This is a genomic window from Sediminibacterium salmoneum NBRC 103935, assembly GCF_000511175.1.
GTDB classification, from domain to species: Bacteria; Bacteroidota; Bacteroidia; order Chitinophagales; family Chitinophagaceae; genus Sediminibacterium; species Sediminibacterium salmoneum.
The window spans coordinates 714,038-737,839 of record NZ_KI866530.1 but is presented as its reverse complement, the minus strand read 5'-3'; the positions used below and the strand labels follow the sequence as shown (position 1 = coordinate 737,839).

Genomic DNA, 23,802 nt, shown 5'->3' with positions numbered 1-23,802 from the left:
GCAATGTAAAGATCTGATTGATTTTCCTGCAACCCTTCTACTAAAATTACCACTTCAATATACTTGCTGTCTGTCATAAATTCTTTGTTATTCCTTTAAATCTTAATATCAGTAAACGAAAATAGCCGTAAATATAAACATCAGTAAATGTGCACTAATGAAAATAACAATGGCCCTTACGGGCCATTGCAGTATTTCAATTGATCAATTAAGCTTCCTTATTCGGATTATTTTCTTTTGGTTTCTGTTCAGGGCGAGGCATTAAGGCCTTGCGGCTTAATTTGAACTTGCCGGTCTTCGGATCTAAACCTACCAGCTTAACTTTAACCATATCTCCTTCCTTGAACAAACCATCCATTGACTCAAGGCGACTCCAGCTAATTTCGCTGATATGCAACAAACCTTGTTTGCCTGGCATGAATTCAACAAAAGCACCAAACTCTTTGATACCTTTTACCGGTCCTTCGTATACATCTCCTACTTCTGGTATGGCAGTAATTCCTTTGATCCATCTTACCGCATGATCCAGACTGTCTTTGGATGCAGAGAAAATGCTTACTTCACCCATATTGCCAACCTCTTCAATATTTACGGTAGCACCGGTTTCACGTTGAATTTCCTGAATTACTTTACCACCTGGTCCTATCACCGCACCAATGAATTCCTTGTCAATTATCAACTTCACCATTCTTGGAGCATGAGGCTTCACTTCCGGTCTGTGTGCAGGAATACATTCGTACATGGCATCTAAAATATGCAGACGACCTTTCTTAGCCTGTCCCAATGCTTCACGCATTACTTCCATGCTTAATCCGTCTACTTTAATATCCATCTGAACACCACAGATACCATCACGGGTTCCGGTTACTTTAAAGTCCATGTCACCTAAATGATCTTCATCACCCAGGATATCGGTAAGAATGGCATACTTGCCATCTTCGCGGGTAATCAATCCCATTGCCACACCACTTACATGCTTGGGCATTGGAACACCCGCATCCATCAATGCCAGTGAACCGGCACAAACCGTTGCCATTGAAGAGGAACCATTACTTTCAAGAATGTCACTCACAATACGAACGGTGTAAGGGAATTCCAGAGAAGAAGGCATCATTTGCTTTAGAGAGCGTTGTGCCAGATTACCATGACCCACTTCTCTTCTACCCACACCGCGCATCATTTTCACTTCACCTGTAGAGAATGGAGGAAAATTGTAGTGTAAGAAAAACTTGGAGTATTCAGACTTGGCAGCTGTTTCAGCCAATAACTCATCAAGTTTGGTACCAAATGTAACCGTAGTTAATGACTGGGTTTCACCTCTGGTAAACAAGGCAGATCCATGTGGAGTTGGAAGTGGTTCTACTTCCATTGCCAATGGTCTTACTTGATCGAGCTGACGTCCGTCTAAACGGATACGGTCTTCTAAAATCATATTTCTCACTACTTCCCACTTAAGGTCTTCGTAGTATTTCTTTGCTAATTTCTTTTGCAGATCTGTTACCTCTTCCGGTAAGGAAGCCATAACCTCATCCTTTAATGCCGCATAAGCATCTGTACGTTCATGCTTGGCAGATCCGTTTCTGGAAATCTGATAAACACGGTCTTTGGCAAAGCTGTAAACCAATTCTCTGATTTGCTCGTCTTGTTCCGGCTTTTTGTAATCACGCTTTCCGGTAACTCCTTTTTTATCTCTCAAATCGGCCTGAGCCTTGATTTGTATACGAATGGCTTCATGAGCAATTTCAAGCACTTTTACCAATTCTTCTTCAGAACATTCTTTGGCTTCACCTTCCACCATCATCAGGTTCTTCTCGGTTGCAGCAATTACAAATTCAAAATCTGCATTGGCCAGTTCGGAACGGGTTGGGTTAACAATCATCACTCCGTTTACTTTTGCAATTCTTACTTCAGAAATAATTTCCTTTACAGGAATATCTGAAACAGCCAAAGCAGCTGATGCAGCCAAACAAGCCAGAGAATCCGGCATAATTTCAGCATCACTTGATATTAGTGTAACCAATACCTGAACATCACAGAAATAATCTTCAGGAAATAAAGGTCTTAACGCTCTGTCTATTAAACGGCTGGTTAATATTTCATAATCGTTTAAACGGGCTTCTCTTTTGAAAAAGGATCCGGGAACACGACCTGCAGAAGCAAACTTCTCCTGATAATCCACACTCAATGGAAAAAAGTCCTGCCCTTCCTTTGGGTCTTTGTTGGCAACTACGGTTGCCATAATAATGCAGTCTCCCTGCTGAACGGTTACTGCTCCGTCTGCCTGACGGGCCAGCTTACCTGTTCCAATGGTTACCTGACGCTTCTCGTCCAGGTTAAATTGAACACTTATTGGTTGTGATAACATACGCTTTAAAATGTAGTTGACCGGGCATTCTTTATTGCCCATCACCTGTTTGATTGGTAAAATGTAAGATACAGGATAAAACAACTATTCCCAACTACAAAAAATTGTGAGTTGGGAATGGCTTTATAACATGTCTGCAGAATTATTTTCTCAGACCTAATTTTTCGATTAGTGCGCGGTATCCTGTAAGGTTGTGCTTTTGCATATAAGACAATAAACGCTTACGCTGACCTACCATCATCATTAAACCACGCTGAGTTGAATGATCGTGTTTGTTAGCTTGCAAGTGCTTTGAAATATGCGAAATACGCTCTGTTAATAAAGCAATCTGCGCTTCAATAGAACCTGTGTTAGTAGCTTTTCCACCAAATTCAGCAAAAATGCTGGCTTTCTTTTCTGTAGTTAAATAAGGCATCTCTAAATTTTTAAATAGACTCCGGAATTAGACTCTTTCTTTTTTTCGGTGCAAAAGTACCATTTTTCCTGAAAAAAGACAAATTATATGATTTTTTTTATAACCCTTCGGTGGATGGGAAGAGATACAGGAATTTTACCCCCAAACACTCATAAATTTATGCAGTTATGCAGGGTAAAAAATAATAATTTGTGTATCTTCCCACTTTAATACCTCTACTAACCCGTTTATGTTCGCAGTAACCATTTTAGGAAACAATTCGGCCTTGCCCGCCTATGACAGGCATCCAAGTGCGCAAATTGTTACCATTTACGATCAATTATTGTTAATCGACTGCGGAGAGGGCACTCAGATGCAATTGTCACGGTATAAAATCAGGAGAGGAAAACTCAACCATATTTTTATTTCTCATTTACACGGGGATCATTATTTCGGATTAATTGGATTAATCAGCAGCATGGCGCTTCTTAACAGAGAACAACCCCTGCATTTATTTGCCCCGGCCGGATTGGAAGAAATTATTCAGCTTCAGCTAAAAGTAGCTTCCACTACCCTTCCCTTCCCTTTAATTTTTCATCCACTTGAAAACGAGGGAATCATTCTGGAAGAATCTAAATTTTCGGTGGAAACTTTTCAAACCCGACATAGAATACCTTGTTGGGGATTTCTGATTAGGGAGAAAAAAGACCCCAGAAAAATTGACAAGGAAAGAGCAATTCAAAATCATATACCTTCTGCATACTATCAATCACTAAAAGCAGGATACGACTATACAGCAAAAGACGGCACGGTTATTTACAATGACCAGGTTACCATTCCGAATAGTCCTGCCCGAAGTTACGCCTATTGTGCAGATACCTTGTACGATGAGCGACTGGCAACCATTGCCAGGGACGTAACTATGATTTACCATGAAGCCACTTATCTGAATGGCATGGAAGAAAGAGCAGCAGACCGATTTCATAGTACCACAACTCAGGCTGCCACCATTGCCTTAAAAGCAAATGCAGGAGGATTATTGCTTGGACACTTCAGTAGTAAGTTTGAAGAGTTACACGATTATCTGAAAGAAGCTTTAGAGGTTTTTCCGAATACCCAGCTGGCAATTGAGGGAGTAACGTTTAAAATATGAAAAAGCAACTGCCTTTTGTTTGTTTTTTTATTATCTGTGTAATATTTCCATTTTTTTCTGAAGCCCAGTACCAAAAAGAAATTGACAGTTTAAAAATAAATATCCCCTCTGTACTAAAAGACACGGGACATCTTAAAAAGCTTGCACAACTGGCATTTTACCAATCCTTTACAGATTCTGGCAGTACATTTAAAAACACACAGCAATTACAGCAACTATCAGCTAAATGGAACTATAAGCCTGGTATTGCAGCAGCATTAAGAGCCAATGCCAATTATTATATTGTTAAACGCGTTCCTCAGAAAGCCTTGCCTTACTTATTGCAGGAATTCCAGATATGGCAACAGATAAAACGACCCACCGAAATTGCGGCCAATCATGCCATGTTGGGTCAGGCCTACACATTGTCTGCCGACTATTCATTGGCAACAGAACATTTAAATAAAGCGGAACTGCTTTATAAACAATTGAATGATCAAAAATCCCTGAGTGCCTTGTATCATAATGCAGGATCAATGCTAACGGAAAAAACAGAACCAAAACTGGCTTTGCTATACCTGATTAAATCACTTGAAATTCAGGAACAGTTGAATGACACTAAAACAATTGGATTAACACAGAACAATATTGGAAGACTCTTTTATCAAACTAAAAACTTCCCCAAAGCCATAGAATATTTCAGGAAAGCCATCCTGTCTAATACCCAATCTAAAGACTGGAGGAACTTAGGCATTGCTCATGTAAACCTGGCAAACGTTTATGTAGACATGAATAATTACCCCAGTGCAATGGAAGAATTAAATAAGAGCATTGACCATTTTACAAAGGTAGATTTTAAACGAGGGCTGCAGGTTGTTTATAATAATCTGGGGGCAATGAATATCCGGCAAAAAAACTATGATGCAGCCATACCGCTTTTACAAAAAGGATTGGAACTGGCAAGAATGAATCAGTCCACAGCCGGAGTGGCTTTGATTGAGCAAAATATTGGTTATGCACTTTCATTATCAGGTCAGTACAATAAGGCACTGGAATGGTTTATTAAAGCTGAAAAAACAGCTATAGAAACCAAAACCGACGAATACACTTTTGGTGAAATCTATAATCACCGTGCCAGTCTTGATTCCGCAATGGGTAATTATAAGTCCGCTCTTGATTATCGCACCAAATTTGTTGAGATCAATGAAAAATTCATGGGAAACAAAGTCATTAAAGAGGTAAATGAATTGCAAACCAGATATGAAACACAGAAAAAAGAATACACGATTTCATTGCTCAACAAATCGGACTCCATTAAGTCTTTAACAATCGCCAATCAGCAATTGGCCATTAACCGGAATCTTTTAAAAATTGCAGAACAAAAACTAAAACTTTCTAATGCAAATCTCCAACTCATTTCAGATAGCTTCTTACTAAGCGAACAAAATAAAAAAATATTACAGGCTCAGCTTGATTCGAGTATTAATGTAGATAAAATAAATCGGCTTAGTGAGCAAAATAAAATAAAGGCACTGGAAGTAAACAGAAAAAACAATCAGATTATCATTGCTATTACCAGCATGGGACTTATCTCGCTCTTTATTTATTACCTGCATAAAAGAAAACAGAATATACAGAAAAGCATCCACCAGAGAGAACTGCTGAAACAACAAAGAAACGCCACAATAGAAATAATCAATGCTGAAGAAAAAGAAAGGAAAAGAATTGCAAGTGATTTACATGACGGAGTTGGTCAGATGATGTCGGCCGCATACATGAATTTACAGGCTATTAAAGATCAAATAAAAAACATATCTCCCGATGACGCAGACCTGTTCAGCAAATCGTTAAGCCTGGTTAAAGAAAGCTGCGATGAGGTGAGACAGGTAAGTCATATTATGATGCCGAATGCATTACTGGTGAAAGGCCTGGCAAAAGCTGTACAGGAATTCATTGGTCAGATTAATCAGCGGAACTTAAAAATCAATTTATCAACCGATGGTATTTTTCAATCCCTTCCCTCACATGTGGAAGGTGTTCTTTACAGGGTGATTCAGGAAAGCGTCAACAATGTAATCAAGCATGCCGGAGCTACCCTTTTGGATATTTCCATCAATCAGTCTGAAGATGGTATTGATGTTATGATTGAAGACAACGGTAAAGGTTTTGATATCGGGAAAACCAATACAGAGGGAATAGGTCTATCCAATATTAAATCTAGGATTCATTATCTTGGAGGTACCGTTGAATGGAATACCAGTCCGGGAAATGGCACACTGGTAGCCATTTATATACCATTAACGCAAAAAGTGAATAATAGCAATGATTAAGATTGGAATTGTAGACGACCACCAGATTGTAATTGACGGGCTGATAGCATTGTTGAAAAATGAAGATAGTATTGAAATTTCACTTACTGCCAATACAGGAAAAGAAATGCTGGATTTGTTGTCTACCCAAAAGGTAGATGTATTATTAACGGATGTGATGATGCCGGAAATGAACGGGCTGGAATTAGCAGAGATGGTTAGCATACTTTATCCGGGCATTAAAATTCTGGCATTAAGTATGAATGGTGAAGGAACTGTAATTGACCAACTGGTTCAAAAAGCCTCTATCAGTGGTTATCTTTTAAAACAAACCAATGCCAGAGAACTGGTATTTGCCATTCAGAAAATTTCAAGCGGAGGACAATACTTTCCGGAAGAAATCCTGGATGCCCTGGATTCCGTTGCACAAACCAAAAATGAGGTAGAAGCCGCACACTTAACGCAACGCGAAATTGAAGTTATTTGCTTAATGGAAAAAGATTTATCTAACAAACAAATTGCAGACAAACTAAATATTGCAGTTAGAACGGTTGAGACTCACCGGAAAAACATATTCCGCAAAACCGGGACCAATAATATTCTATCCCTTGTAAAATGGGCTTATGAGCATAAACTGATCTCTTCTTAAAAAGCCTTTGCTCTTTTTAGCAGTGGCATCCCCTTGGATTCATTCACTACAATTGTTACTTCCGATACCTGCATGGGTTTGGGCAATGTAAGAATCCGCTGACTACCCACTGTTGTAATGGTTTCCTGATGTACCAGTTCTCCATGTAAAGAAAAGCTGATAGTTGCCGATGCAATTTTCTGTCCGTATTTAAGCTGTTCACTTAATATGACTCCATTAAAGGGAACAGGAGATTTCAACAAATAAAACCAGGTATATTTTTTTGAATATTATTTTTATCCGGGCCAGCTTCATTTACAATAGCAGTTTTCAATAAATCGGTCTGATACAATGCATCTATTTTCTGTTTCATTCCAGACAATGCTTTCTGATCATTTTCATCAATTAGTCCTCTTGTATCAGGAGGAACATTCAATAAAAGATTAGCACCTCTCCCTACAGATTTCAAATAAATTCCAAACAACTGATCCGCTGATTTTACTTTATCATTTTCGGTACCCCTGTAAAACCAGCCTGGCCTGATACTTACGTCCACTTCAGCTGGAATATAGTTAGCCCCTTTGTAATTACCCGTTTCCAATGTATCCTGACCGGGGGCTCCAAGTCCTCTTTTAAATCCGGCCGTATCCAGTAAATTCCAATTGGTAACTCCTGCATATCCACTTTCATTTCCAACCCATCTTATATCTGGTCCAATATCACTGAATATGACTGTTTTGGGTGAAATTTTTCTAACGAAGTTTTCGTATCGTTTCCAGTCGTATTGCTGTACTTTACCATTTGGTCCCTCCCCATTGGCACCATCCCACCAAAGCTCCCAGATGGGCCCGTAATTTTGAAAAATTTCTTGGAGCATATTTACAAATACATCATTGTATTTTTCAGTACCATAGTCAGGATGGTTTCTGTCCCATGGAGAAAGATAAACACCAAAAAGAAGACCCGCTTTTTTACAGGATGCTGAAAGCATAGCCAGGATATCCTTTTTATAAGCACTTTCGCGCACCGTATGTTTAGAATAATTACTGGGCCACAAACAAAATCCATCATGGTGCTTCGCCGTAATAATTATACCTTTTGCACCGGACTCTTTGGCAATTTTACACCACTGATCTGTATCCAGTTGGGATGGATTAAAAATGGAGGTTTTTTCCTTCCCGTCCCCCCATTCTTTTCCAGTAAATGTATTGGGGCCAAAATGCATGAAGAAATAAAAGTTATTCTCATGCCATTTTAACTGGGCGCTGCTGGGCAGCGGGTTTCTGCTTTGCGCACTAATGGCACCCTGACAAAAAAATATGCATATTAAAATACCTGCTATTGACTTCATTCTTTCCAGTTATTACTCATCCAAATATAGAAAGATGCAAACTCCTGTCGCCAATATTTTTCACTGTGCTGTGCCAGTGGATTAACAACCGTTCTGATTTGAGCATTTTTCTTTTTTTGCATAATACCTGCAATCTTGTTTAAATCGTTAACCGCATTGGCCTCTTCCTTTCCGCCAGTATAAAAATACATTCTTAGCATATCCATTCCATCCCATTGCTGGGCATCAACAGCAATCTGAGGAGAAATCCAGAATGAGGGTGAGAAAATTGCCCCACCACCGAAAACAGAAGCGTACTTCAGCTGGCCATACCAACTGATTAATCCACCCATGCTGCTTCCAGCGAGATATGTGTAATCACGCCCTTTCAGTGTTCTGTATTTACTGTCTATAAATGGTTTAAGTGTTTCTGCAATAAACTGGAGATATTCATTCCCCATTCCCTTTCCATATTGAAAATGATCATAAGGATTGTATTCATTGATTCTTTTGGTACCACCGTGATCAATTCCTACTACAATACATTCTTTAAATCCTTTGCCCTGTAAACTATCCAGACATTCATCTACTCCCCACTCTTCAGCAAAAGCAGTTTTTTCATTAAACAGATTCTGCCCGTCCTGCATATACAATACCGGATATTTTTTATCGCTGCCCGAATAGGATTTGGGCAGATAAATCCAGATTCTTCTTTTAGCATTCAGCTGTGGCATGGCAAAAGCCGTATCCATTAGTTTAACCTGAGGACTGGCAGTAAATGCTTTTGGTTTTTCCGGATAATCATCCTTCCATCCCTCAATAACGAATTCGTTGGAAACATCACCGCTTATTTCTATTATTCGCTCAGCTATATCCCTGCCATCGGCAGTTGACTCTTGTTTATTCTGGCCTCTGGAGAATTTGAATGCATATGTGCCCGGAGCCATATTAATCAATACAATGCTTTTTCTCCCCCCGCTAAAAGGCTTTAGTTTATACTGAGGGTCCTGTGGATTCCAGTTATTAAAAGTACCGGAGAGATAAATATCTTCATTACTGCGGGTAGCCACACTGGTCACTACAAATCTTGCACTATATTGTGCCATAAGTGCAGAACTGTATGCAATCATCAGAAACAATAAAATCTTTCTCATGTATTAAAATTAAGAAAAATTAAAGCCCCATGATAAACAAGGGGCTTTAAAAATAGAATGTATATTAATTGAGACTTACCCAATTAAAGGGAAAGTCAATCGTAATTCCTAATCAAGAATTTCAGCGTCTTTAGGATAATTGGAACGGGTAAATACAAAAATAGCATCGGCCAGCTTTGCATTCAGGTTAATATTGTTTACACCTAGTTCTGTAATATTATTACTTTTATCTACGATACTTGCTTTAGACAATAAACTGGTTTTCTTATTGAAAAACAAAGTGACTTTCTGGAAATTCTTTCGTTTATCCAATGGTACCATTTCAATTTCATTAAAGTTGCCATTGCTGTTTACCAGTTTATAAGAAAAATCCTTGTCGTAGGAACCAGCCAATAACTTTTGAGGGCTCAGGGTCTGGCTACTCTCTTCTACTGCAGATTTGGTTATGGTTTTGGCACCATCGAAATTGTATACATTCTTGCCATCACAGATGATTTCGGTTTTACCTTGCTTCAATACATATTTTTCACCACGCATAGAAAGGGAAAGGGCTTTATTCCCATTGGCTTTACCCTTACTGGTGAAAGATTTCAGAGAAAAAGAAGCCGTAATACCTTTGGAGGCTTTTACTTTAGATCCAAAAGCATCAATGACTTTCTTGGCATTGGGATCATTTTGCGCCTGAGTAAAAAAAAATGTACAGAAACTAAGTAAACTAGCTATGTATAATTTGTGCATGTAAATCAATTAGGCTGCAAATATACAGTTTCGACCGATTTAGCTTGACCTGAGGTATTAAAGTTTCGGTAAAATGGCTTCAATTTTAGACAAAACCTAGATCATTGTATCAAGAAAAGACTGTAATTCCGAATCTGTTTTAAACAACACTTCCCTTGCCTTACTGCCTTGATTGGGTCCAACAATACCAGCAGCTTCCAGCTGATCCATTAATCTGCCTGCACGATTATACCCAAGTTTCATTCTTCTTTGTATAAGTGAAGTAGACCCCATCTGACTGCTCACAATCAGCCTGGCTGCATCTTCGAAGAGCGGATCCCGGTCATTTGCATCAAAGTCCCTGCCTTCCATATCTTTCTCATCTGTATATTCCGGCAATAAAAAAGCCTGGGGATATCCCTTTTGGTTGCCAATAAAATCACAGACCGCATCTACTTCAGGGGTATCTACAAATGCGCACTGTAAACGGGTAATTTCCCCATTATAGCTTACAAGCATATCTCCCTTTCCTATTAATTGTTCTGCCCCACCTGCGTCCAGAATGGTGCGGCTATCAATTTTACTGGAAACCTTGAATGCAATTCTTGCCGGGAAATTGGCTTTAATTGTACCTGTTATGATATTTACAGAAGGACGCTGTGTGGCAATAATTAAATGTATTCCGATTGCCCTGGCCAACTGTGCCAGTCGGGCAATGGGCATTTCAACTTCCTTGCCTGCAGTCATAATTAAATCTGCAAACTCATCAACCACCAATACAATAAAAGGCAGATACTGATGACCTTTTTCGGGGTTCAGCTTTCTGGCAGTGAATTTTTCATTGTATTCCTTGATATTTCTACAACCTGCTTCCTTCAATAAGTCGTAGCGGTTGTCCATTTCAATACAAAGCGCATTTAAGGTGTAAACCACTTTTTTGGTATCGGTTATAATAGACTCTTCTTCTCCTGGCAATTTGGCCAGAAAATGTTTTTCAATTACACGATACAGACTCAATTCCACTTTCTTGGGATCCACCAACACAAACTTTAGTTGTGACGGATGCTTCTTGTAAAGTAGTGAAACCAAAATGGCATTTAACCCTACTGACTTACCCTGACCTGTGGCACCCGCCATTAATAAGTGAGGCATGGTCGCCAGATCAACAATGAAATTATCATTGTCAATTTTTTTGCCAATCGCGATGGGCAAAGAGAAATTGCTATTCTGGAATTTCTCACTGGCAAGTAAGGTTTTCATACTCACCACTGTCTTTCTTACATTAGGAACTTCAATACCAATCGTGCCCTTACCTGGTATGGGAGCAATAATACGAATACCCAATGCTGCCAGACTCAGGGCAATATCATCTTCCAGATTTTTAATCCGGCTAATACGCACTCCGGGAGCAGGAACAATTTCATATAATGTTACAGTTGGCCCTACGGTTGCAGCAATTCGTTGTATGGCAATATCATAGTTTTTAAGGGTGGCTATGATTTGATTTTTATTCGTTTCCAACTCGGCAGGATCGTGTACAATTTTTTCACTGCCATGTGTTTCCAGTAAATCGAGTCCCGGATATTTATAATTTTTTAAATCGAGGGTTACATCGTATTTGGTAGCCAGACTTCCCACTGTGGCTGCTATACTTTCTGCTTCCGCTTCTGTTACAAGTTCCGGTTGATCCTTTATTTCCAGTTCCAGCTCCTCAGACGGTTCCAAATCTTCTTCCTCCTCTTCTTCCTCTTCCTCTAGCCATTCTTCCTGTTCCTCTTCCTCTTCCAGTTCATCATTTGTATTAGTTGTGCTTTCTGCTTCATCCAAATTATTTGACTCAAGGCTCAGATTCATTGAATCTTCTTCTGAACCGGATTCTTTTTCAACCACATCAAAATGGTGCATTGGATTGCCTGGTTGTTCGGAAGCAGGCATAATTACAGAAATAGCACTGGTTTCATTTTTCAGTTTATTCCTGCTGATTAACGGATCTTCTTTTTCCAGATCTTCTTCTTTCTCCGGGTTATTTTCTTCAAAATGATCTAAAGCAGATTCAGGCAATTCATCATCTGCCGCTAAATTTCTAACTAGGGTATCATCAGGAGCAGCACTGCTATTCCATTTCCATTCCGGCAATGAAAATACCGGATTAAATCTCCAGATAAAATAACTGAATACTGTAAGCAGTAAAAGGGCTCCGGTTCCCATTCTGCCAATCCATTTCTCCATCCACTCATTCAGGTACTCACCAACTGCACCCCCCCAGGAAAATTCAGCTCCTTTTGTTATAAATGCACTGGCCATACTGAATACAACAAGTCCTACCAATACATATTTTCCATTTCTCAAAAGCCTGAAAACTTTTTTCCCAAAAAGCAAATTAACCCCAATCACAAAAAATATGGTACAAAATAAATATGAGGCTAACCCAAATCCATTGTACCATAATGAGTGAGAAATATATGCTCCCAATACACCCAGTAAATTATTAACTCTCACGTCATCCGTTGAGAATATCTGAACCCCGAATTGCTGTACTTTATCCTGGTCTTCCTGCCAGGTAAACAAATAAGATGTGAAAGCAATAAATAAAAATCCAGCCAACAATAAACAGGCAGATCCGATTATTTTTTCGGTTCTTTCGTCTTTTACCACTTCTGCAACAGATACTGTGGCATCTTTATCCGGGTTTAATTCTTCCGGGTCTGGTGGCGGTGGCGTCTTTTTTCTTAGGGTATTTGCCATGTATCAAATATACTGTTTGCCTACCCTTTTCTTGTTAGTTGAAGTACAATGTGCAAAAAAGCCTGAAGCTTTTGCAGTTTTCCACTATCCGTTGAAACGATAGACCGAAACAGCCAGCCAGATCCAGGCAAAAACCAGTAATAATCCCCCGATAGGGGTAATGGCACCCAGCCAATTGAATTGGGTATACCCTGCAATCTGTAGAAAAGTAAGCAGGTAAAGAGATCCTGAAAAAATGGCCATTCCTGCAATAAACATTTTGCCACTTAAAATTACCCCGCTTACCGGAAAATAAGCATACAATAAGGAAGTCATTAGTAGTGCAAAAACATGATAGAACTGATATTTAACAGCGGTTTCATAAGTAGTAAGCTGAGCGGGTGTAGCCAGACTTTTTAACCCATGAGCCCCAAAAGCCCCCAGACCTACAGCCAATGCGCCGAGGATAGCTGCAGTGATAATAAAACCCTTATGCATATTCTTTAATTTTTAATACCAGGGTTTTCAGATTTATTTCATTTCCTTTCAACCTGATTTTTGCCTGACTATAAAAAGATGTTCTTTCCCCTAATTGTTTTTCTAAATATTCTTGCAGCCCGTTTTTATTGAGATGCTTCAGTAAGGGACGGTTGGCAGTTTCATTTTTTAACCTTTCAGCCAATACAGAGACCGGTTCATCCAGCCAGACCGTAATCCCTTGCTGATTCATCCACTTCATATTATCATGAAAACAGGGAGCCCCTCCTCCGGTAGCCAAAACAAATGACTTTTTCTCCCCAAACCATCGCAGCACTTTGGCTTCTGTTTTTCTGAAATAAGTTTCTCCGGAAGCTTCAAAAATTTCCGGAATGCTTGTCTCTTCCACTGCCTCTATCAATTGATCCAGGTCGTAGGCAGGCAACTTAAGTTTGGCAGCCAGTTCTTTTTTCCAGAACGATTTACCACTGCCCATCAACCCAAGTAAAAATATTTTCATTATTTAAAGGCATTGTATCCGGTAACATCCATACCTGTTATCAGCAAGTGGATATCATGGGTACCTTCATAAGTAATAACACTTTCCAGGTTCATCATATGTCGCATAATGCTGTATTCACCGGTAATACCCATTCCTCCCAACATCTGACGTGCATCTCTGGCAATATTAGTAGCAATTTCACAACTGTTTCTTTTTGCCATACTAACCTGCTGAGGCGTTGCTTTACCCTCGTTCATTAAAACACCCAGTCTCCAAACTAGTAATTGCGCCTTGGTGATTTCTGTAATCATTTCAGCAAGTTTCTTTTGCTGTAACTGGAATCCACCAATGGGTCTGTCAAACTGCTGACGCTCCATGCTATAACGCAATGCAGTATCATAACAATCCATTGCAGCTCCCAACGCTCCCCAGGCAATACCATACCGGGCTTTGGTTAAACAACCCAAGGGGCCCTTTAGTCCTTTTACATTGGGTAAAATATTTTCTTTGGGAACTTTCACATTGTCAAATACCAGTTCACCGGTTGCACTTGCTCTTAAACTCCATTTACCATGTGTGGTAGGGGTTGAAAACCCTTCCATCCCTCTTTCTACAATAACACCCTGAATTTCATTTTGCTCATTTCTGGCCCAAACCACCGCAACCGCTGCATATGGAGCATTGCTGATCCACATTTTAGCTCCGTTCAGAATTACATGATCACCTGCATCTTTAATATTGGTAGTCATGCCTGCAGGATTACTTCCGTGATCGGGCTCTGTTAAACCAAAACAACCCAACCATTCTCCGGATGCCAGTTTAGGCAAGTACTTGTTTCGCTGTGCTTCACTTCCATATGCATAAATTGGATACATTACCAAACTACCCTGAACCGATGCCGTACTTCTAACTCCACTGTCTCCTCTTTCCAATTCCTGCATCATCAGTCCATAACTGATATAATCCAACCCACCACCACCATATTGAGTGGGAACAGTAGGCCCAAAACAACCCAATTCCCCCAACTGAGCTACTATTTGCTCAGGGAATTCAGCACGCTGCGCATAATCTTCAATAATAGGAGAAATGTCTTTTTTTACATATGCTCTTACCGTATCTCTGATTAGCTTGTGTTCTTCACTTAACAATTCATCTAACTGGTAATAATCAGGGGATTGAAATAAATCTGTTCTGGCAGCCATGGTTGAAGTTTAAATCTGAATTAATGATACAAAAATACTACTAATTGCCTGCCTAAAAAAGTTTTGAATAAGGGTTAGGATACGGGTATCTGAATGCCATCAACAAAAAATCCCCGACTGAATTCAATCGGGGATTTTTTTATACAGTGTGCGAAATTATTGTCTTCTTCCGCTACCGCCAGCTTTATTGTTCTGTGGTATATCGCGGTTCATTTCTTCCAGATCAACCGGACGCTCTGTATGATCTCCAATCAGGTACTTGGCAAAATAGTCGCTCATACCCCAGAAGAAATATTCAGTCATATCCCCAAAACCATGTCTTTGAGTTGGCAATAGTTTCATATCGAAACGCTTGTTGGCTTTAATTAAAGCGTTGGCAACTCTCATGGTATTTGCAGGATGTACATTGTTATCAATTTCACCATGGAATAACATCAATTTTCCTTTCAGGTTTTTAGCCAGCTCAGGATTTTTATCGATATTATATTGGAAAGTGGTATCCCCTTTTTCGCTAATGATTTCTTTAACACCGTGGTGCTTCTCACTCCACCATCTGTTGTAAATGGCATTATCGTGATTACCTGCAGAAGAAACTGCCACTTTAAAGAAGTCAGGATATACAAGGATGGCTGCAGTACTCATGAAACCTCCACCTGAGTGACCATGAATACCCACACGATTGATGTCGAGGAATTTATGTCTGTCAGCCAGTTGTTCAGCAACCGCCTTTTTGTCTGCCAAACCATAATCTCTCAGGTTGCCATAGCCATAATTGTGATACCACTTGCTTCTGCTCGGATGTCCGCCTCTGTTTCCTAAAGTGATTACAACCACTCCAATCTGAGCCAGACGATCGGTTCTGTCGAAGCCCCTGCTAAAGCTGGTATTCACCGCTTCAGTCTGTGGACCCGGATACACATATTCTACAATTGGATATTTCTTTGTACTGTCAAAATCAAAAGGCTTGTACATTACTCCGTACAAATCGGTAATTCCATCGTCGGCCTTGGCCTTGAAAATTTCAGGGAACTTATATCCTGCTGCAAACAGGTTGCTCAGGTCTGCAGTTTCCAAATCCATAATCTTTCTGCCGTCGGCAGCCAATAAAACCGATTTTGGTATTGTATTTACTCTGGAGAAATTATTCACCAGGTAACGCTTGTTGTCGTCCATAGAAGCATTGTGGTCAAAGTCACCGGGATTTAATAGTTTAAGTCCGGTACCATCAAAGTTTACACGATATGCATGCAGGTAATACGGATTTTCACCCGCTTCTTTTCCGTTTGCAGAAAAATACAACACGCGTGCTTTTTCATCAATGGCCAAAATGTCTTCTGCATGCCATGGGCCGGATGTAATTTGATTCTTCAGTTTGCCATTTTCATCATATAAATAAAAATGTCCCCATCCGTCGTCTTCACTCCATTGAATCAATTCCTTTCCTTCGTTTACCAATCCTATTCTTCTGATTTCAACATAAGTGTTCATTTGTTCCTGAATCAGGGTTTTAGCAGTTGCTGATTTTACATCTACCACACCAATATCAATTTTCTTAAGGTCACGGCTGGTTCTGCTGAAATAAAACTTATCAGCAGTTCCCAACCAGGTATTGGGTCTTCCTTCATCATCTCTGCTACTGACTTTGGCAGGTGAACTCCAGGCATTTACCGTTTGATCTTTGTACATGCCTGTATTGATTTCCTTCATTGACCTGGTTGCCACTTCAAATAAACGCATGTATTCAACAGGAGACTCTTTCTCTCCTGGCATCCAGTATTTATAGGTTTCCAATGTGGGTCTTGGATCAGCAATACTGTTGATAACCCATAAATCCTTAACACGTCGGTTATCGGTTATGTTAACTACAAAATATTTTGAGTCGGGTGACCATAAAATGAAAGCAGGTCTTCTGATACCTTTATTCTTCTCCTTTTCTACATTGGTTTCGCCGTTACCATTGTTATGATAGCCAAAATTTTCAACCCCATCTTTGGTAAGCTGTGTTTCTACAATGGTAGAATCCTTGTCGTTCACCAGGGCTTTTTTATAACTGGCCCAGTCCATTGACCACAAATTATTATTGCGTCCGAAAATAACAATGGTACTGTCAGGAGCTATACTTGCCCACATGGGTTTGCGTTTGGTTTTTACCGGATCGGTAATTTGTACCAGTTCGCCGCTGTTGATATTGTATTCAAAATAGAAAACTTTTTTCTCCATTACCGGAGGAGTTCCTTTTTTAGCAGCTGTATCTTTTTTAACTACATCTTTTGTAGTCTTTACTTCAAAGCTGATCCAGTTTTCATCACGGATAAACTTCATGCTATCAATGTTAAGATGCTGTGCATCCATTGGATCATCTGTAATGCGGGTAAGCTTAGCAGCCATTACTGCATTGTCGAACAATAATTTTTTCTCGCTCTTCGCTGCATCAACAATATACCATTTCTTTCCTTCACTGGTTTCATACATATACCAGAAACGATCCGATTTCTTAAGCCAATGCGGGTCTACATTCAGGCTAAATACCATTTTCTGAACTTTGTTGGGGGAAAACCTGGCAGCCAATTCATAATTGGCCTTGGTTACTGGCGTTTGTTGTGCCAATAGATTACTGCTAATAAGCAATACCACTAAGAATTGAAATAGTCTCATATTCGTATAATTGGTTTTGGGTACCCAAATTAACTCTTTACCCGATTAATAATAAACCATTTATCAAATAATCGGCGGATAGCTTTACTTTGCGGTAAAAAAGGACAATGCACCATCCCTTTCAGGCAACAAATGCTTATGCTACCGAAATGGATCTTAAAGATCCACTGAATCCATTCCGAAAAGAGTTTCATTTTCCTCAACACCAGGGTAAAGACGTTATTTATTTTTGCGGAAATTCACTGGGCCTGCAACCCAAAAATGTTGCAAATGCATTTGAAACAGAATTGACAACCTGGAAAGAAATGGCAGTCGGCGGTTATTTTAATGGCACCAATCCATGGCTCTATTATCAGGAGTATTTAAAACCTGCTTTGTCCAGACTGGTAGGAGCAAAAGAAAAAGAAGTAAGTGCCATGAATGGCCTTACAGTGAATCTTCACTTATTAATGCTTAGTTTTTACAAGCCTACAGCCAAGCGTTTCAAAATCATTATGGAAGCAGGGGCATTTCCTTCTGATCAATATGCAGTTGAAACCCTGGTTCGTCATTTTGGTTTGAATCCGGATGAAGTCATTGTTGAAATTCACCCTAAAGATGGAGCAAAAACCCTGACCACTCAGCAAATTACCGAGACCATTAAGGCCACCGGGGATGAGCTGGCTATGGTTTTGTTTGGGGGCATCAATTATTATACAGGTCAGTTTTTTGATTTAGCATCTATTACAAAAGCAACACATGAAGCAGGTGCTATTGCAGGCTTTGATCTTGCTCATGTTACAGGTAATATTCCACTGGCACTTCATGACTGGAACGTTGATTTTGCCGCCTGGTGTAGTTACAAATACCTGAATGCAGGTCCCGGTGCAACCGGCGGATATTTTATTCATGAATCTCATCTTGATAACCCATCCATGAATCGATTAGCCGGATGGTGGGGCAATGAGGAGTCAACCCGACTTTAAATAGGAAAAGGATTCATTCCAAAAAAGACGCAAGTGGATGGAATATCAGCACTGCACAGGTATTCAATATGACAGCCCTGAAAGCTTCCCTGGAATTGATAGACAAAGCTGGTATACATGCATTAAGGGAGAAAAGTATTGTATTGACTAATTATTTAGCTTATCTGTTGCAGCAACTAACCAATATTAATTTTGAAATCATCACCCCGGCCGACCCTGCACAACGAGGGGCACAATTATCCCTTTACTTTAAGGAAAGAGGAAAGGAAATTCATAGCAAAATGATTGAAAGCGGCATCATTGTAGATTATCGGGAACCAGGTGTAATCAGGGTTGCCCCTGCTCCTCTTTACTGCGGATTTACGGATGTGTTTCGTTTTTATGAAATATTAAAAAACAACTTTTAATGCAGCATATACATAGCTATCTGGCACTGGGGGATTCTTATACAATAGGAGAATCTGTACCCATTTATCAGTCCTTTCCTTACATAACAACCCAATTGTTGAGACAGGAAAAAATAGCCATGCATGCCCCGGAAATGGTAGCCAAAACCGGATGGACAAGTACCGAACTGGCGGAACATTTACTTCATACGCACTTAAATCAACATTACGATTTTGTTACTCTTCTGATAGGAGTTAATAATCAATACAGAAATCTTTCCCTGGATAATTTTTTGAATGATTTTGAATTCCTGGTAAAAAAAGCCATTCATTTTGCTGCGGGTAAAAATGAACGCGTATTTATTCTATCTATCCCTGACTGGGGATGTACGCCTTTGGCGGCTGATAAAAACAAGGAACAAATTGCCAGAGAAATTGACGCATTCAATATGGTTTGTAAACAAACCGCTAAACAATTTCAGACGCCATTCATTGAAATCACAACAGAAACGAGGGCTTTTTCATCAAACCTGCAGGCTATTGCTTCAGATGGTCTTCATTTCTCTTTTGAAACACATATGATCTGGGCAAAAAAACTGTCTGAATCCATACAACAGGCGTTGAAGTAAAATTTTAACAGTTGCCCAGATAAACAGCCATTTCCTCCTGGTATGCTTTAGCAACAGAACTGGCTTTATTGGCAAAGTCTTCTCCTTCTGATGCATAAATGATAGCCCTGCTGGCGTTTACCAGCAATCCTGCGTCTTTATTTAATCCGAATTTACTAACTGCTTCCAGGCTTCCTCCCTGTGCACCTACTCCCGGAACCAACAGAAAATGTTCAGGTATGATATCCCGTATATTTTCAAATTCAGTAGCCTGTGTGGCACCCACAACGAACATTAAGTTTTCCGGAGATCCCCAGCTTGCAACACGTCCAATAACATGCTCATATAATCTTTTGCTTACTGCCCCCTGCGTAATATGGGGTACCATTGTTAGGGATTCATCATATTCCTCCAGAATCAATTGTTGAAAATCGTTGCTTCCTGCATTGGAAGTCAGGCCCAATACAATCGTTACTTTGTTTTCGTATTCCAAAAAAGGACGAATACTATCTTCACCCATATATGGTGCAACCGTTATGGCATCAAAATCCATTGCTTCAAAAAAAGCCCTGGCATATTGCGTAGACGTATTTCCAATATCCCCACGCTTTGCATCTGCAATAGTAAAATGAGACTTGGGTATATAAGCCAGGGTTTCCTGCATAATCTCCCATCCTTTCAATCCCATTGCTTCATAGAAAGCAGTATTGATTTTATAACTCACACAATGCGCTAAAGTTGCATCAATGATGGCTTTATTAAACTTAAGCATTGCATCGGGTTGGTCTTTTAAATGAGCCGGGATTTTTTGTAAATCTGTATCCAATCCTACACAGAGATAAGATTGTTTTTCCTGAATATGCTGTATGAGGGATGAGATAGTCATACAACGAAATTAATGGTTCTTTTTGAATTGGTTGAATGAAGCTATATTTGAATCCTAACGATTGAAAATGGAAAAAGAACCCATGTATTACGGCAGCTATCTGCAGCTTGATAAAATTATTGAAAGTCAGTATCCGGTAAGTTTTGAAGCTGGTAATGAACCTGCGCATGATGAAATGTTGTTCATCATTATTCATCAGGCATATGAACTATGGTTCAAGCAGATCCTTTTTGAGATGGACTATTGCATGGACGTATTTAAAAAAGAAAAAATCAATGACAATTCAGAAGATTTAAACCTTGTCAGACATAGGTTCAAGCGAATCATCAAAATCCTTGAATTATTAAATCAGCAGGTAAGTATTCTGGATACCATGACCCCAATGGATTTTCTTGCATTCAGAAATTTACTCACTCCATCCTCCGGTTTTCAGAGCAAACAGTTCCGTTTAATTGAAGCCAGACTGGGATTGGTGCTGGAAAAAAGACATCAGAAGGATTATTATAAAAGAACCAATGAAGGGGGATTCACCCAAAAGGATTTTCAGGACATCAATCAAACCGAAGAAAATAAAAATCTACTCCAACTGGTAAATGACTGGCTGGAAAGGATGCCTTTCTTTAACCCTACTTACTGGGAACAGACGAGTGAAAGTCTTCCCGGAAATCATCCATTCTGGAAAGAATACCGCGACATTTATGTAAATGGCCTTTCTGAAAGAGAGAAAAACAAATCGGTTGATTTTGACGCTATATTCTTTCAATTGTATCCTTCTGATTTAAGCAATGAACAGAAAGAAATGCTCAGTACCAGTTTCAGTGCTGCAGCCATGCGTTCTGCCCTATTTATCATGCTCTACAGAGACTTCCCTGTATTTCAGACATCTTATCAGATACTGGATTCGCTGATTGAAATTGATCACCTGATGAGCAACTGGAGACACAAACACTTAATCATGGTAAGAAGAATGATTGGCATGCGGGTTGGAACAGGAAACACATCCGGAGCCGGTTACCTAGAGGGAGCTTTGAATAAGCACTACGTTTACAGAGACTTATCTGGCTTATCTACTTATTTGATTGAAAGAAGAAAACTTCCGAAGCTACCGGAAGGCCTGATTCGTTACCTGGGATTCAATCTCTAGTTACTTATTTTAATTTCTGGGCAACCATCACCATTCTGGGAGAATGCTTTACATCATAATTTCCCAACTGGTAGTCTCCGAAAACTTCGGTAACCTGCATATGATGATAGCTCAGCATTTCTGTAAAATCACCTAAAGTAAATTTGGCTACTTTTTCAGTATAAAGATGCATGGGCTGTAAATGATCCTTATCTGTTATCTGAATCTGCTTTAGAAAATGGGTTTCTGTTTGCCATTTGGTTATATGAAATTTCACATCGTTTACTTCAACCTGTGAACTGGGCACCAATTGTTGTTCAACGTAGTGAACATTCATATAATCAATCACCAGTTTCCCTTTCACTTTTACGCTATCTGCCATCATACGTATGGCATTGTCGTGCTCCCTCCTGGTCTTAAAATATCCAAAACTGGTAAAAAAATTAAAAGCAAAATCAAAGTAGTTAATGCGAAATAATTTCCGCATATCATGCTGATAAAAATGAAGTTGTTCAGATTCTGATGCTTTGGCCTCTTCTATAGAAGCTTCTGAAAGATCTATGCCAGTTACATCAAAACCAAGATTGGCCAGCACCATACTATGTCTTCCTTTTCCACAGGCAATATCAAGTACCCTCGAACCCACAGACGGGTTTAAATAGGCGATTAAAGTTCTGATAAACTGTTCTGCCTCTGCCTCATCTCTGTGCTGATATAATAAATGATAGTATGGCGAATTGAACCAATCTTTAAACCATGCTTTGTCTGCCATATTGATGTTTAAACGGCAAAGTTAGTGTACCAAGCCATACAAAAAATTTGAATTATATTCGCGGCCGTTTTAAGAGATACATTATGGCATTAATAAAGAGCATTTCGGGCATCAGAGGAACAATTGGGGGTAAACCGGGCGATACCCTTAGCCCGCTGGATATTGTAAAATTTACATCTGCCTATGGCACTATGTTAAAAAATGCAAATCCCGGGAATAAAAAAATAGTCATTGGCAGGGATGGCAGAATCAGTGGTTCAATGGTACAGGGACTTGTTTCCAATACACTGATAGCATTAGGGTTTGAAGTGGTTGATCTTGGTTTAAGTACCACGCCAACCGTAGAAATGGCAGTAGTGATGGAAAAAGCAGTTGGAGGGATTATATTAACGGCCAGTCACAATCCCAAAGAATGGAATGCCTTAAAATTATTAAATGAGCATGGCGAATTTATTAGTGGAGCAGAAGGGAAACAATTGCTGGAAATTGCACAAAATGAAGCATTCAGCTACGCTAAAGTAGATGAATTGGGCACCATAACTCCTGGAACAGATTTACTTCAGCAACATATTGACGCTTGTGTTAACTACCCACTGGTTAACAAGGATGCCATTGCAGCAGCCAATTTCTCCATTGTAATTGATGCCATCAACAGTTCTGGTGCAATAGCTGTTCCGGCATTACTGGATGCACTGGGCGTAAAGAAATACACGGTTCTGAATGCAGAAGTTAACGGGCAGTTTGCGCATAACCCTGAACCACTTCCCGAACACCTGAGAGATCTTTGCAACGAAGTAACCAAACAAAAAGCATCGTTGGGGATTGCTGTGGATCCGGATGTGGACAGGCTTTGTTTTGTTTGCGAAGACGGCAGTTTGTTTGGGGAAGAATACACACTGGTAGCTGTTGCAGATTATATTTTAAAGCACAGAAAAGGCAATACAGTAAGCAATATGAGCAGCACACGCGCACTGAAAGATATTACCATCAAACATGGTGGAGAATATACCGCAAGTGCAGTAGGCGAAGTAAATGTTGTTACCAAAATGAAAGCGGTAAATGCGGTTATTGGCGGGGAAGGAAACGGAGGGATTATTGTTCCTGATTTGCATTACGGAAGAGATGCTTTAATTGGAATAGCCCTGTTTCTGACGCATCTGGCTTTAGAGAAAAAAACAGTTAAGCAGTTAAGAAATAGCTATCCGGACTATTTTATGAGTAAAAATAAAATTGAACTGACTGCCGGCGTTGATTTAAGTTCCATTTTTCATACAATTAAAGAGAAGTACAGCAAACATCCAATTAATGAGGAAGATGGACTCAAAATTGAATTTGACAATGATTGGGTACATTTAAGAAGCAGTAATACCGAACCAATTATTCGTATTTATGCGGAAAGTAACAGTGAAACCGTTGCCAATAATATTGCCAAACAATTGATGAAAGACATTAAAGAAGCAGCAGGAAAATAAA

At 39.6% G+C, this 23,802-nt stretch carries 21 protein-coding genes; 8 read left to right on the top strand and 13 right to left on the bottom strand.

Annotation, left to right across the window (positions count from 1 at the left end):
* Positions 1 to 208: 208 nt before the first annotated feature.
* Both pnp and rpsO read right to left on the bottom strand, forming a co-directional pair.
* The gene (pnp, locus tag P767_RS0103615) at positions 209 to 2,365 is read right to left on the bottom strand and encodes a polyribonucleotide nucleotidyltransferase (protein WP_026763441.1); all 2,157 of its coding nucleotides are present in this window, start codon (positions 2,363 to 2,365) and stop codon (positions 209 to 211) included.
* Positions 2,366 to 2,507: 142 nt separating this feature from the next.
* Positions 2,508 to 2,780: a 30S ribosomal protein S15 gene (gene rpsO, locus P767_RS0103610; protein WP_026763440.1), complete on the bottom strand. Its 273-nt coding sequence runs from the start codon at positions 2,778 to 2,780 to the stop codon at positions 2,508 to 2,510.
* Between the two features lie 229 nt (positions 2,781 to 3,009).
* Here rpsO and P767_RS0103605 point away from each other — a divergent pair, with 229 nt between their 5' ends.
* The 3 genes from P767_RS0103605 to P767_RS0103595 are packed head-to-tail and all read left to right on the top strand — an operon-like array spanning position 3,010 to position 6,849.
* A complete protein-coding gene (locus tag P767_RS0103605; protein ID WP_026763439.1) occupies positions 3,010 to 3,912 on the top strand; it encodes a ribonuclease Z in 903 nt (300 codons plus the stop codon).
* The gene (locus P767_RS0103600) at positions 3,909 to 6,221 is read left to right on the top strand and encodes a tetratricopeptide repeat protein (RefSeq protein ID WP_026763438.1); all 2,313 of its coding nucleotides are present in this window, start codon (positions 3,909 to 3,911) and stop codon (positions 6,219 to 6,221) included. Before P767_RS0103605 ends, P767_RS0103600 begins: the two co-directional genes overlap by 4 nt.
* Positions 6,214 to 6,849: a response regulator transcription factor gene (locus P767_RS0103595; RefSeq protein WP_026763437.1), complete on the top strand. Its 636-nt coding sequence runs from the start codon at positions 6,214 to 6,216 to the stop codon at positions 6,847 to 6,849. The genes P767_RS0103600 and P767_RS0103595 overlap by 8 nt, the downstream gene beginning before the upstream one ends.
* Here the strand turns inward: P767_RS0103595 and P767_RS17445 are convergent.
* The 9 genes from P767_RS17445 to P767_RS0103555 form a co-directional block, all read right to left on the bottom strand.
* A complete protein-coding gene (locus P767_RS17445) occupies positions 6,846 to 7,091 on the bottom strand; it encodes a hypothetical protein (protein WP_157611351.1) in 246 nt (81 codons plus the stop codon). The genes P767_RS0103595 and P767_RS17445 overlap by 4 nt on opposite strands.
* Positions 7,085 to 8,179, bottom strand: coding sequence for an alpha-L-fucosidase (locus P767_RS15650; RefSeq protein ID WP_051417061.1), 1,095 nt, complete (start codon positions 8,177 to 8,179; stop codon positions 7,085 to 7,087). Before P767_RS15650 ends, P767_RS17445 begins: the two co-directional genes overlap by 7 nt.
* Positions 8,176 to 9,312 carry an alpha/beta hydrolase gene (locus tag P767_RS15645; RefSeq protein ID WP_051417059.1) on the bottom strand — a complete coding sequence of 379 codons (1,137 nt, stop codon included), beginning with the start codon at positions 9,310 to 9,312 and terminating at the stop codon, positions 8,176 to 8,178. Before P767_RS15645 ends, P767_RS15650 begins: the two co-directional genes overlap by 4 nt.
* Positions 9,313 to 9,420: 108 nt before the next feature.
* Entirely contained in the window at positions 9,421 to 10,050 is a 630-nt protein-coding gene (locus P767_RS0103580) for an outer membrane lipoprotein periplasmic chaperone LolA1 (RefSeq protein WP_026763436.1), read from the bottom strand.
* A 96-nt stretch (positions 10,051 to 10,146) separates the two neighbouring features.
* Positions 10,147 to 12,774: an FtsK/SpoIIIE family DNA translocase gene (locus P767_RS0103575; protein ID WP_026763435.1), complete on the bottom strand. Its 2,628-nt coding sequence runs from the start codon at positions 12,772 to 12,774 to the stop codon at positions 10,147 to 10,149.
* Positions 12,775 to 12,858: 84 nt separating this feature from the next.
* The gene (locus P767_RS0103570) at positions 12,859 to 13,251 is read right to left on the bottom strand and encodes a DUF423 domain-containing protein (protein ID WP_026763434.1); all 393 of its coding nucleotides are present in this window, start codon (positions 13,249 to 13,251) and stop codon (positions 12,859 to 12,861) included.
* Positions 13,244 to 13,750: a shikimate kinase gene (locus P767_RS0103565; RefSeq protein WP_037351601.1), complete on the bottom strand. Its 507-nt coding sequence runs from the start codon at positions 13,748 to 13,750 to the stop codon at positions 13,244 to 13,246. The genes P767_RS0103570 and P767_RS0103565 overlap by 8 nt, the downstream gene beginning before the upstream one ends.
* Entirely contained in the window at positions 13,750 to 14,934 is a 1,185-nt protein-coding gene (locus P767_RS0103560) for an acyl-CoA dehydrogenase family protein (protein WP_026763432.1), read from the bottom strand. The genes P767_RS0103565 and P767_RS0103560 overlap by 1 nt, the downstream gene beginning before the upstream one ends.
* A 156-nt stretch (positions 14,935 to 15,090) precedes the next feature.
* Positions 15,091 to 17,589 carry a S9 family peptidase gene (locus P767_RS0103555; RefSeq protein ID WP_026763431.1) on the bottom strand — a complete coding sequence of 833 codons (2,499 nt, stop codon included), beginning with the start codon at positions 17,587 to 17,589 and terminating at the stop codon, positions 15,091 to 15,093.
* A 107-nt stretch (positions 17,590 to 17,696) separates the two neighbouring features.
* On the opposite strand from P767_RS0103555, the gene kynU reads away from it, so the two are divergent.
* The 3 genes from kynU (at position 17,697) to P767_RS15635 (ending at position 19,569) form a co-directional block, all read left to right on the top strand.
* On the top strand, positions 17,697 to 18,554 hold the full coding sequence (gene kynU, locus P767_RS15640; RefSeq protein WP_216593197.1) for a kynureninase: 858 nt from the start codon (positions 17,697 to 17,699) through the stop codon (positions 18,552 to 18,554).
* 68 nt (positions 18,555 to 18,622) lie between these two features.
* Complete coding sequence (locus P767_RS18625) at positions 18,623 to 18,961, top strand: kynureninase/PvdN C-terminal domain-containing protein (protein WP_216593196.1); 339 nt, start codon at positions 18,623 to 18,625, stop codon at positions 18,959 to 18,961.
* Complete coding sequence (locus P767_RS15635) at positions 18,961 to 19,569, top strand: SGNH/GDSL hydrolase family protein (RefSeq protein ID WP_037351600.1); 609 nt, start codon at positions 18,961 to 18,963, stop codon at positions 19,567 to 19,569. The genes P767_RS18625 and P767_RS15635 overlap by 1 nt, the downstream gene beginning before the upstream one ends.
* A gap of 4 nt (positions 19,570 to 19,573) precedes the next feature.
* Here the strand turns inward: P767_RS15635 and pyrF are convergent, their stop codons facing one another.
* Positions 19,574 to 20,434 (bottom strand): orotidine-5'-phosphate decarboxylase, encoded by an 861-nt coding sequence (pyrF, locus tag P767_RS0103540; RefSeq protein WP_026763430.1) that lies wholly within the window; start codon positions 20,432 to 20,434, stop codon positions 19,574 to 19,576.
* Between the two features lie 67 nt (positions 20,435 to 20,501).
* Here pyrF and P767_RS0103535 point away from each other — a divergent pair, with 67 nt between their 5' ends.
* The gene (locus P767_RS0103535; RefSeq protein WP_026763429.1) at positions 20,502 to 21,578 is read left to right on the top strand and encodes a tryptophan 2,3-dioxygenase family protein; all 1,077 of its coding nucleotides are present in this window, start codon (positions 20,502 to 20,504) and stop codon (positions 21,576 to 21,578) included.
* Between the two features lie 4 nt (positions 21,579 to 21,582).
* Here the strand turns inward: P767_RS0103535 and P767_RS0103530 are convergent, their stop codons facing one another.
* Positions 21,583 to 22,329, bottom strand: a complete 747-nt coding sequence (locus P767_RS0103530) for a class I SAM-dependent methyltransferase (protein ID WP_026763428.1) — start codon at positions 22,327 to 22,329, stop codon at positions 21,583 to 21,585.
* Between the two features lie 83 nt (positions 22,330 to 22,412).
* Between P767_RS0103530 and glmM the strand changes: the two genes are divergently transcribed.
* Positions 22,413 to 23,801 carry a phosphoglucosamine mutase gene (gene glmM, locus P767_RS0103525; RefSeq protein ID WP_026763427.1) on the top strand — a complete coding sequence of 463 codons (1,389 nt, stop codon included), beginning with the start codon at positions 22,413 to 22,415 and terminating at the stop codon, positions 23,799 to 23,801.
* The last annotated feature ends 1 nt before the right edge of the window (position 23,802 follow it).

What these genes read in the sequence shown, in the direction of transcription:
- pnp (WP_026763441.1), bottom strand. Translation starts at nt 2,365, where the DNA reads ATGTTATCACAACCAATAAGTGTTCAATTTAACCTGGACGAGAAGCGT.
- rpsO (WP_026763440.1), bottom strand. Translation starts at nt 2,780, where the DNA reads ATGCCTTATTTAACTACAGAAAAGAAAGCCAGCATTTTTGCTGAATTT.
- P767_RS0103605 (WP_026763439.1), top strand. Translation starts at nt 3,010, where the DNA reads ATGTTCGCAGTAACCATTTTAGGAAACAATTCGGCCTTGCCCGCCTAT.
- P767_RS0103600 (WP_026763438.1), top strand. Translation starts at nt 3,909, where the DNA reads ATGAAAAAGCAACTGCCTTTTGTTTGTTTTTTTATTATCTGTGTAATA.
- P767_RS0103595 (WP_026763437.1), top strand. Translation starts at nt 6,214, where the DNA reads ATGATTAAGATTGGAATTGTAGACGACCACCAGATTGTAATTGACGGG.
- P767_RS15650 (WP_051417061.1), bottom strand. Translation starts at nt 8,179, where the DNA reads ATGAAGTCAATAGCAGGTATTTTAATATGCATATTTTTTTGTCAGGGT.
- P767_RS15645 (WP_051417059.1), bottom strand. Translation starts at nt 9,312, where the DNA reads ATGAGAAAGATTTTATTGTTTCTGATGATTGCATACAGTTCTGCACTT.
- P767_RS0103580 (WP_026763436.1), bottom strand. Translation starts at nt 10,050, where the DNA reads ATGCACAAATTATACATAGCTAGTTTACTTAGTTTCTGTACATTTTTT.
- P767_RS0103575 (WP_026763435.1), bottom strand. Translation starts at nt 12,774, where the DNA reads ATGGCAAATACCCTAAGAAAAAAGACGCCACCGCCACCAGACCCGGAA.
- P767_RS0103570 (WP_026763434.1), bottom strand. Translation starts at nt 13,251, where the DNA reads ATGCATAAGGGTTTTATTATCACTGCAGCTATCCTCGGCGCATTGGCT.
- P767_RS0103565 (WP_037351601.1), bottom strand. Translation starts at nt 13,750, where the DNA reads ATGAAAATATTTTTACTTGGGTTGATGGGCAGTGGTAAATCGTTCTGG.
- P767_RS0103560 (WP_026763432.1), bottom strand. Translation starts at nt 14,934, where the DNA reads ATGGCTGCCAGAACAGATTTATTTCAATCCCCTGATTATTACCAGTTA.
- P767_RS0103555 (WP_026763431.1), bottom strand. Translation starts at nt 17,589, where the DNA reads ATGAGACTATTTCAATTCTTAGTGGTATTGCTTATTAGCAGTAATCTA.
- kynU (WP_216593197.1), top strand. Translation starts at nt 17,697, where the DNA reads ATGCACCATCCCTTTCAGGCAACAAATGCTTATGCTACCGAAATGGAT.
- P767_RS18625 (WP_216593196.1), top strand. Translation starts at nt 18,623, where the DNA reads ATGACAGCCCTGAAAGCTTCCCTGGAATTGATAGACAAAGCTGGTATA.
- P767_RS15635 (WP_037351600.1), top strand. Translation starts at nt 18,961, where the DNA reads ATGCAGCATATACATAGCTATCTGGCACTGGGGGATTCTTATACAATA.
- pyrF (WP_026763430.1), bottom strand. Translation starts at nt 20,434, where the DNA reads ATGACTATCTCATCCCTCATACAGCATATTCAGGAAAAACAATCTTAT.
- P767_RS0103535 (WP_026763429.1), top strand. Translation starts at nt 20,502, where the DNA reads ATGGAAAAAGAACCCATGTATTACGGCAGCTATCTGCAGCTTGATAAA.
- P767_RS0103530 (WP_026763428.1), bottom strand. Translation starts at nt 22,329, where the DNA reads ATGGCAGACAAAGCATGGTTTAAAGATTGGTTCAATTCGCCATACTAT.
- glmM (WP_026763427.1), top strand. Translation starts at nt 22,413, where the DNA reads ATGGCATTAATAAAGAGCATTTCGGGCATCAGAGGAACAATTGGGGGT.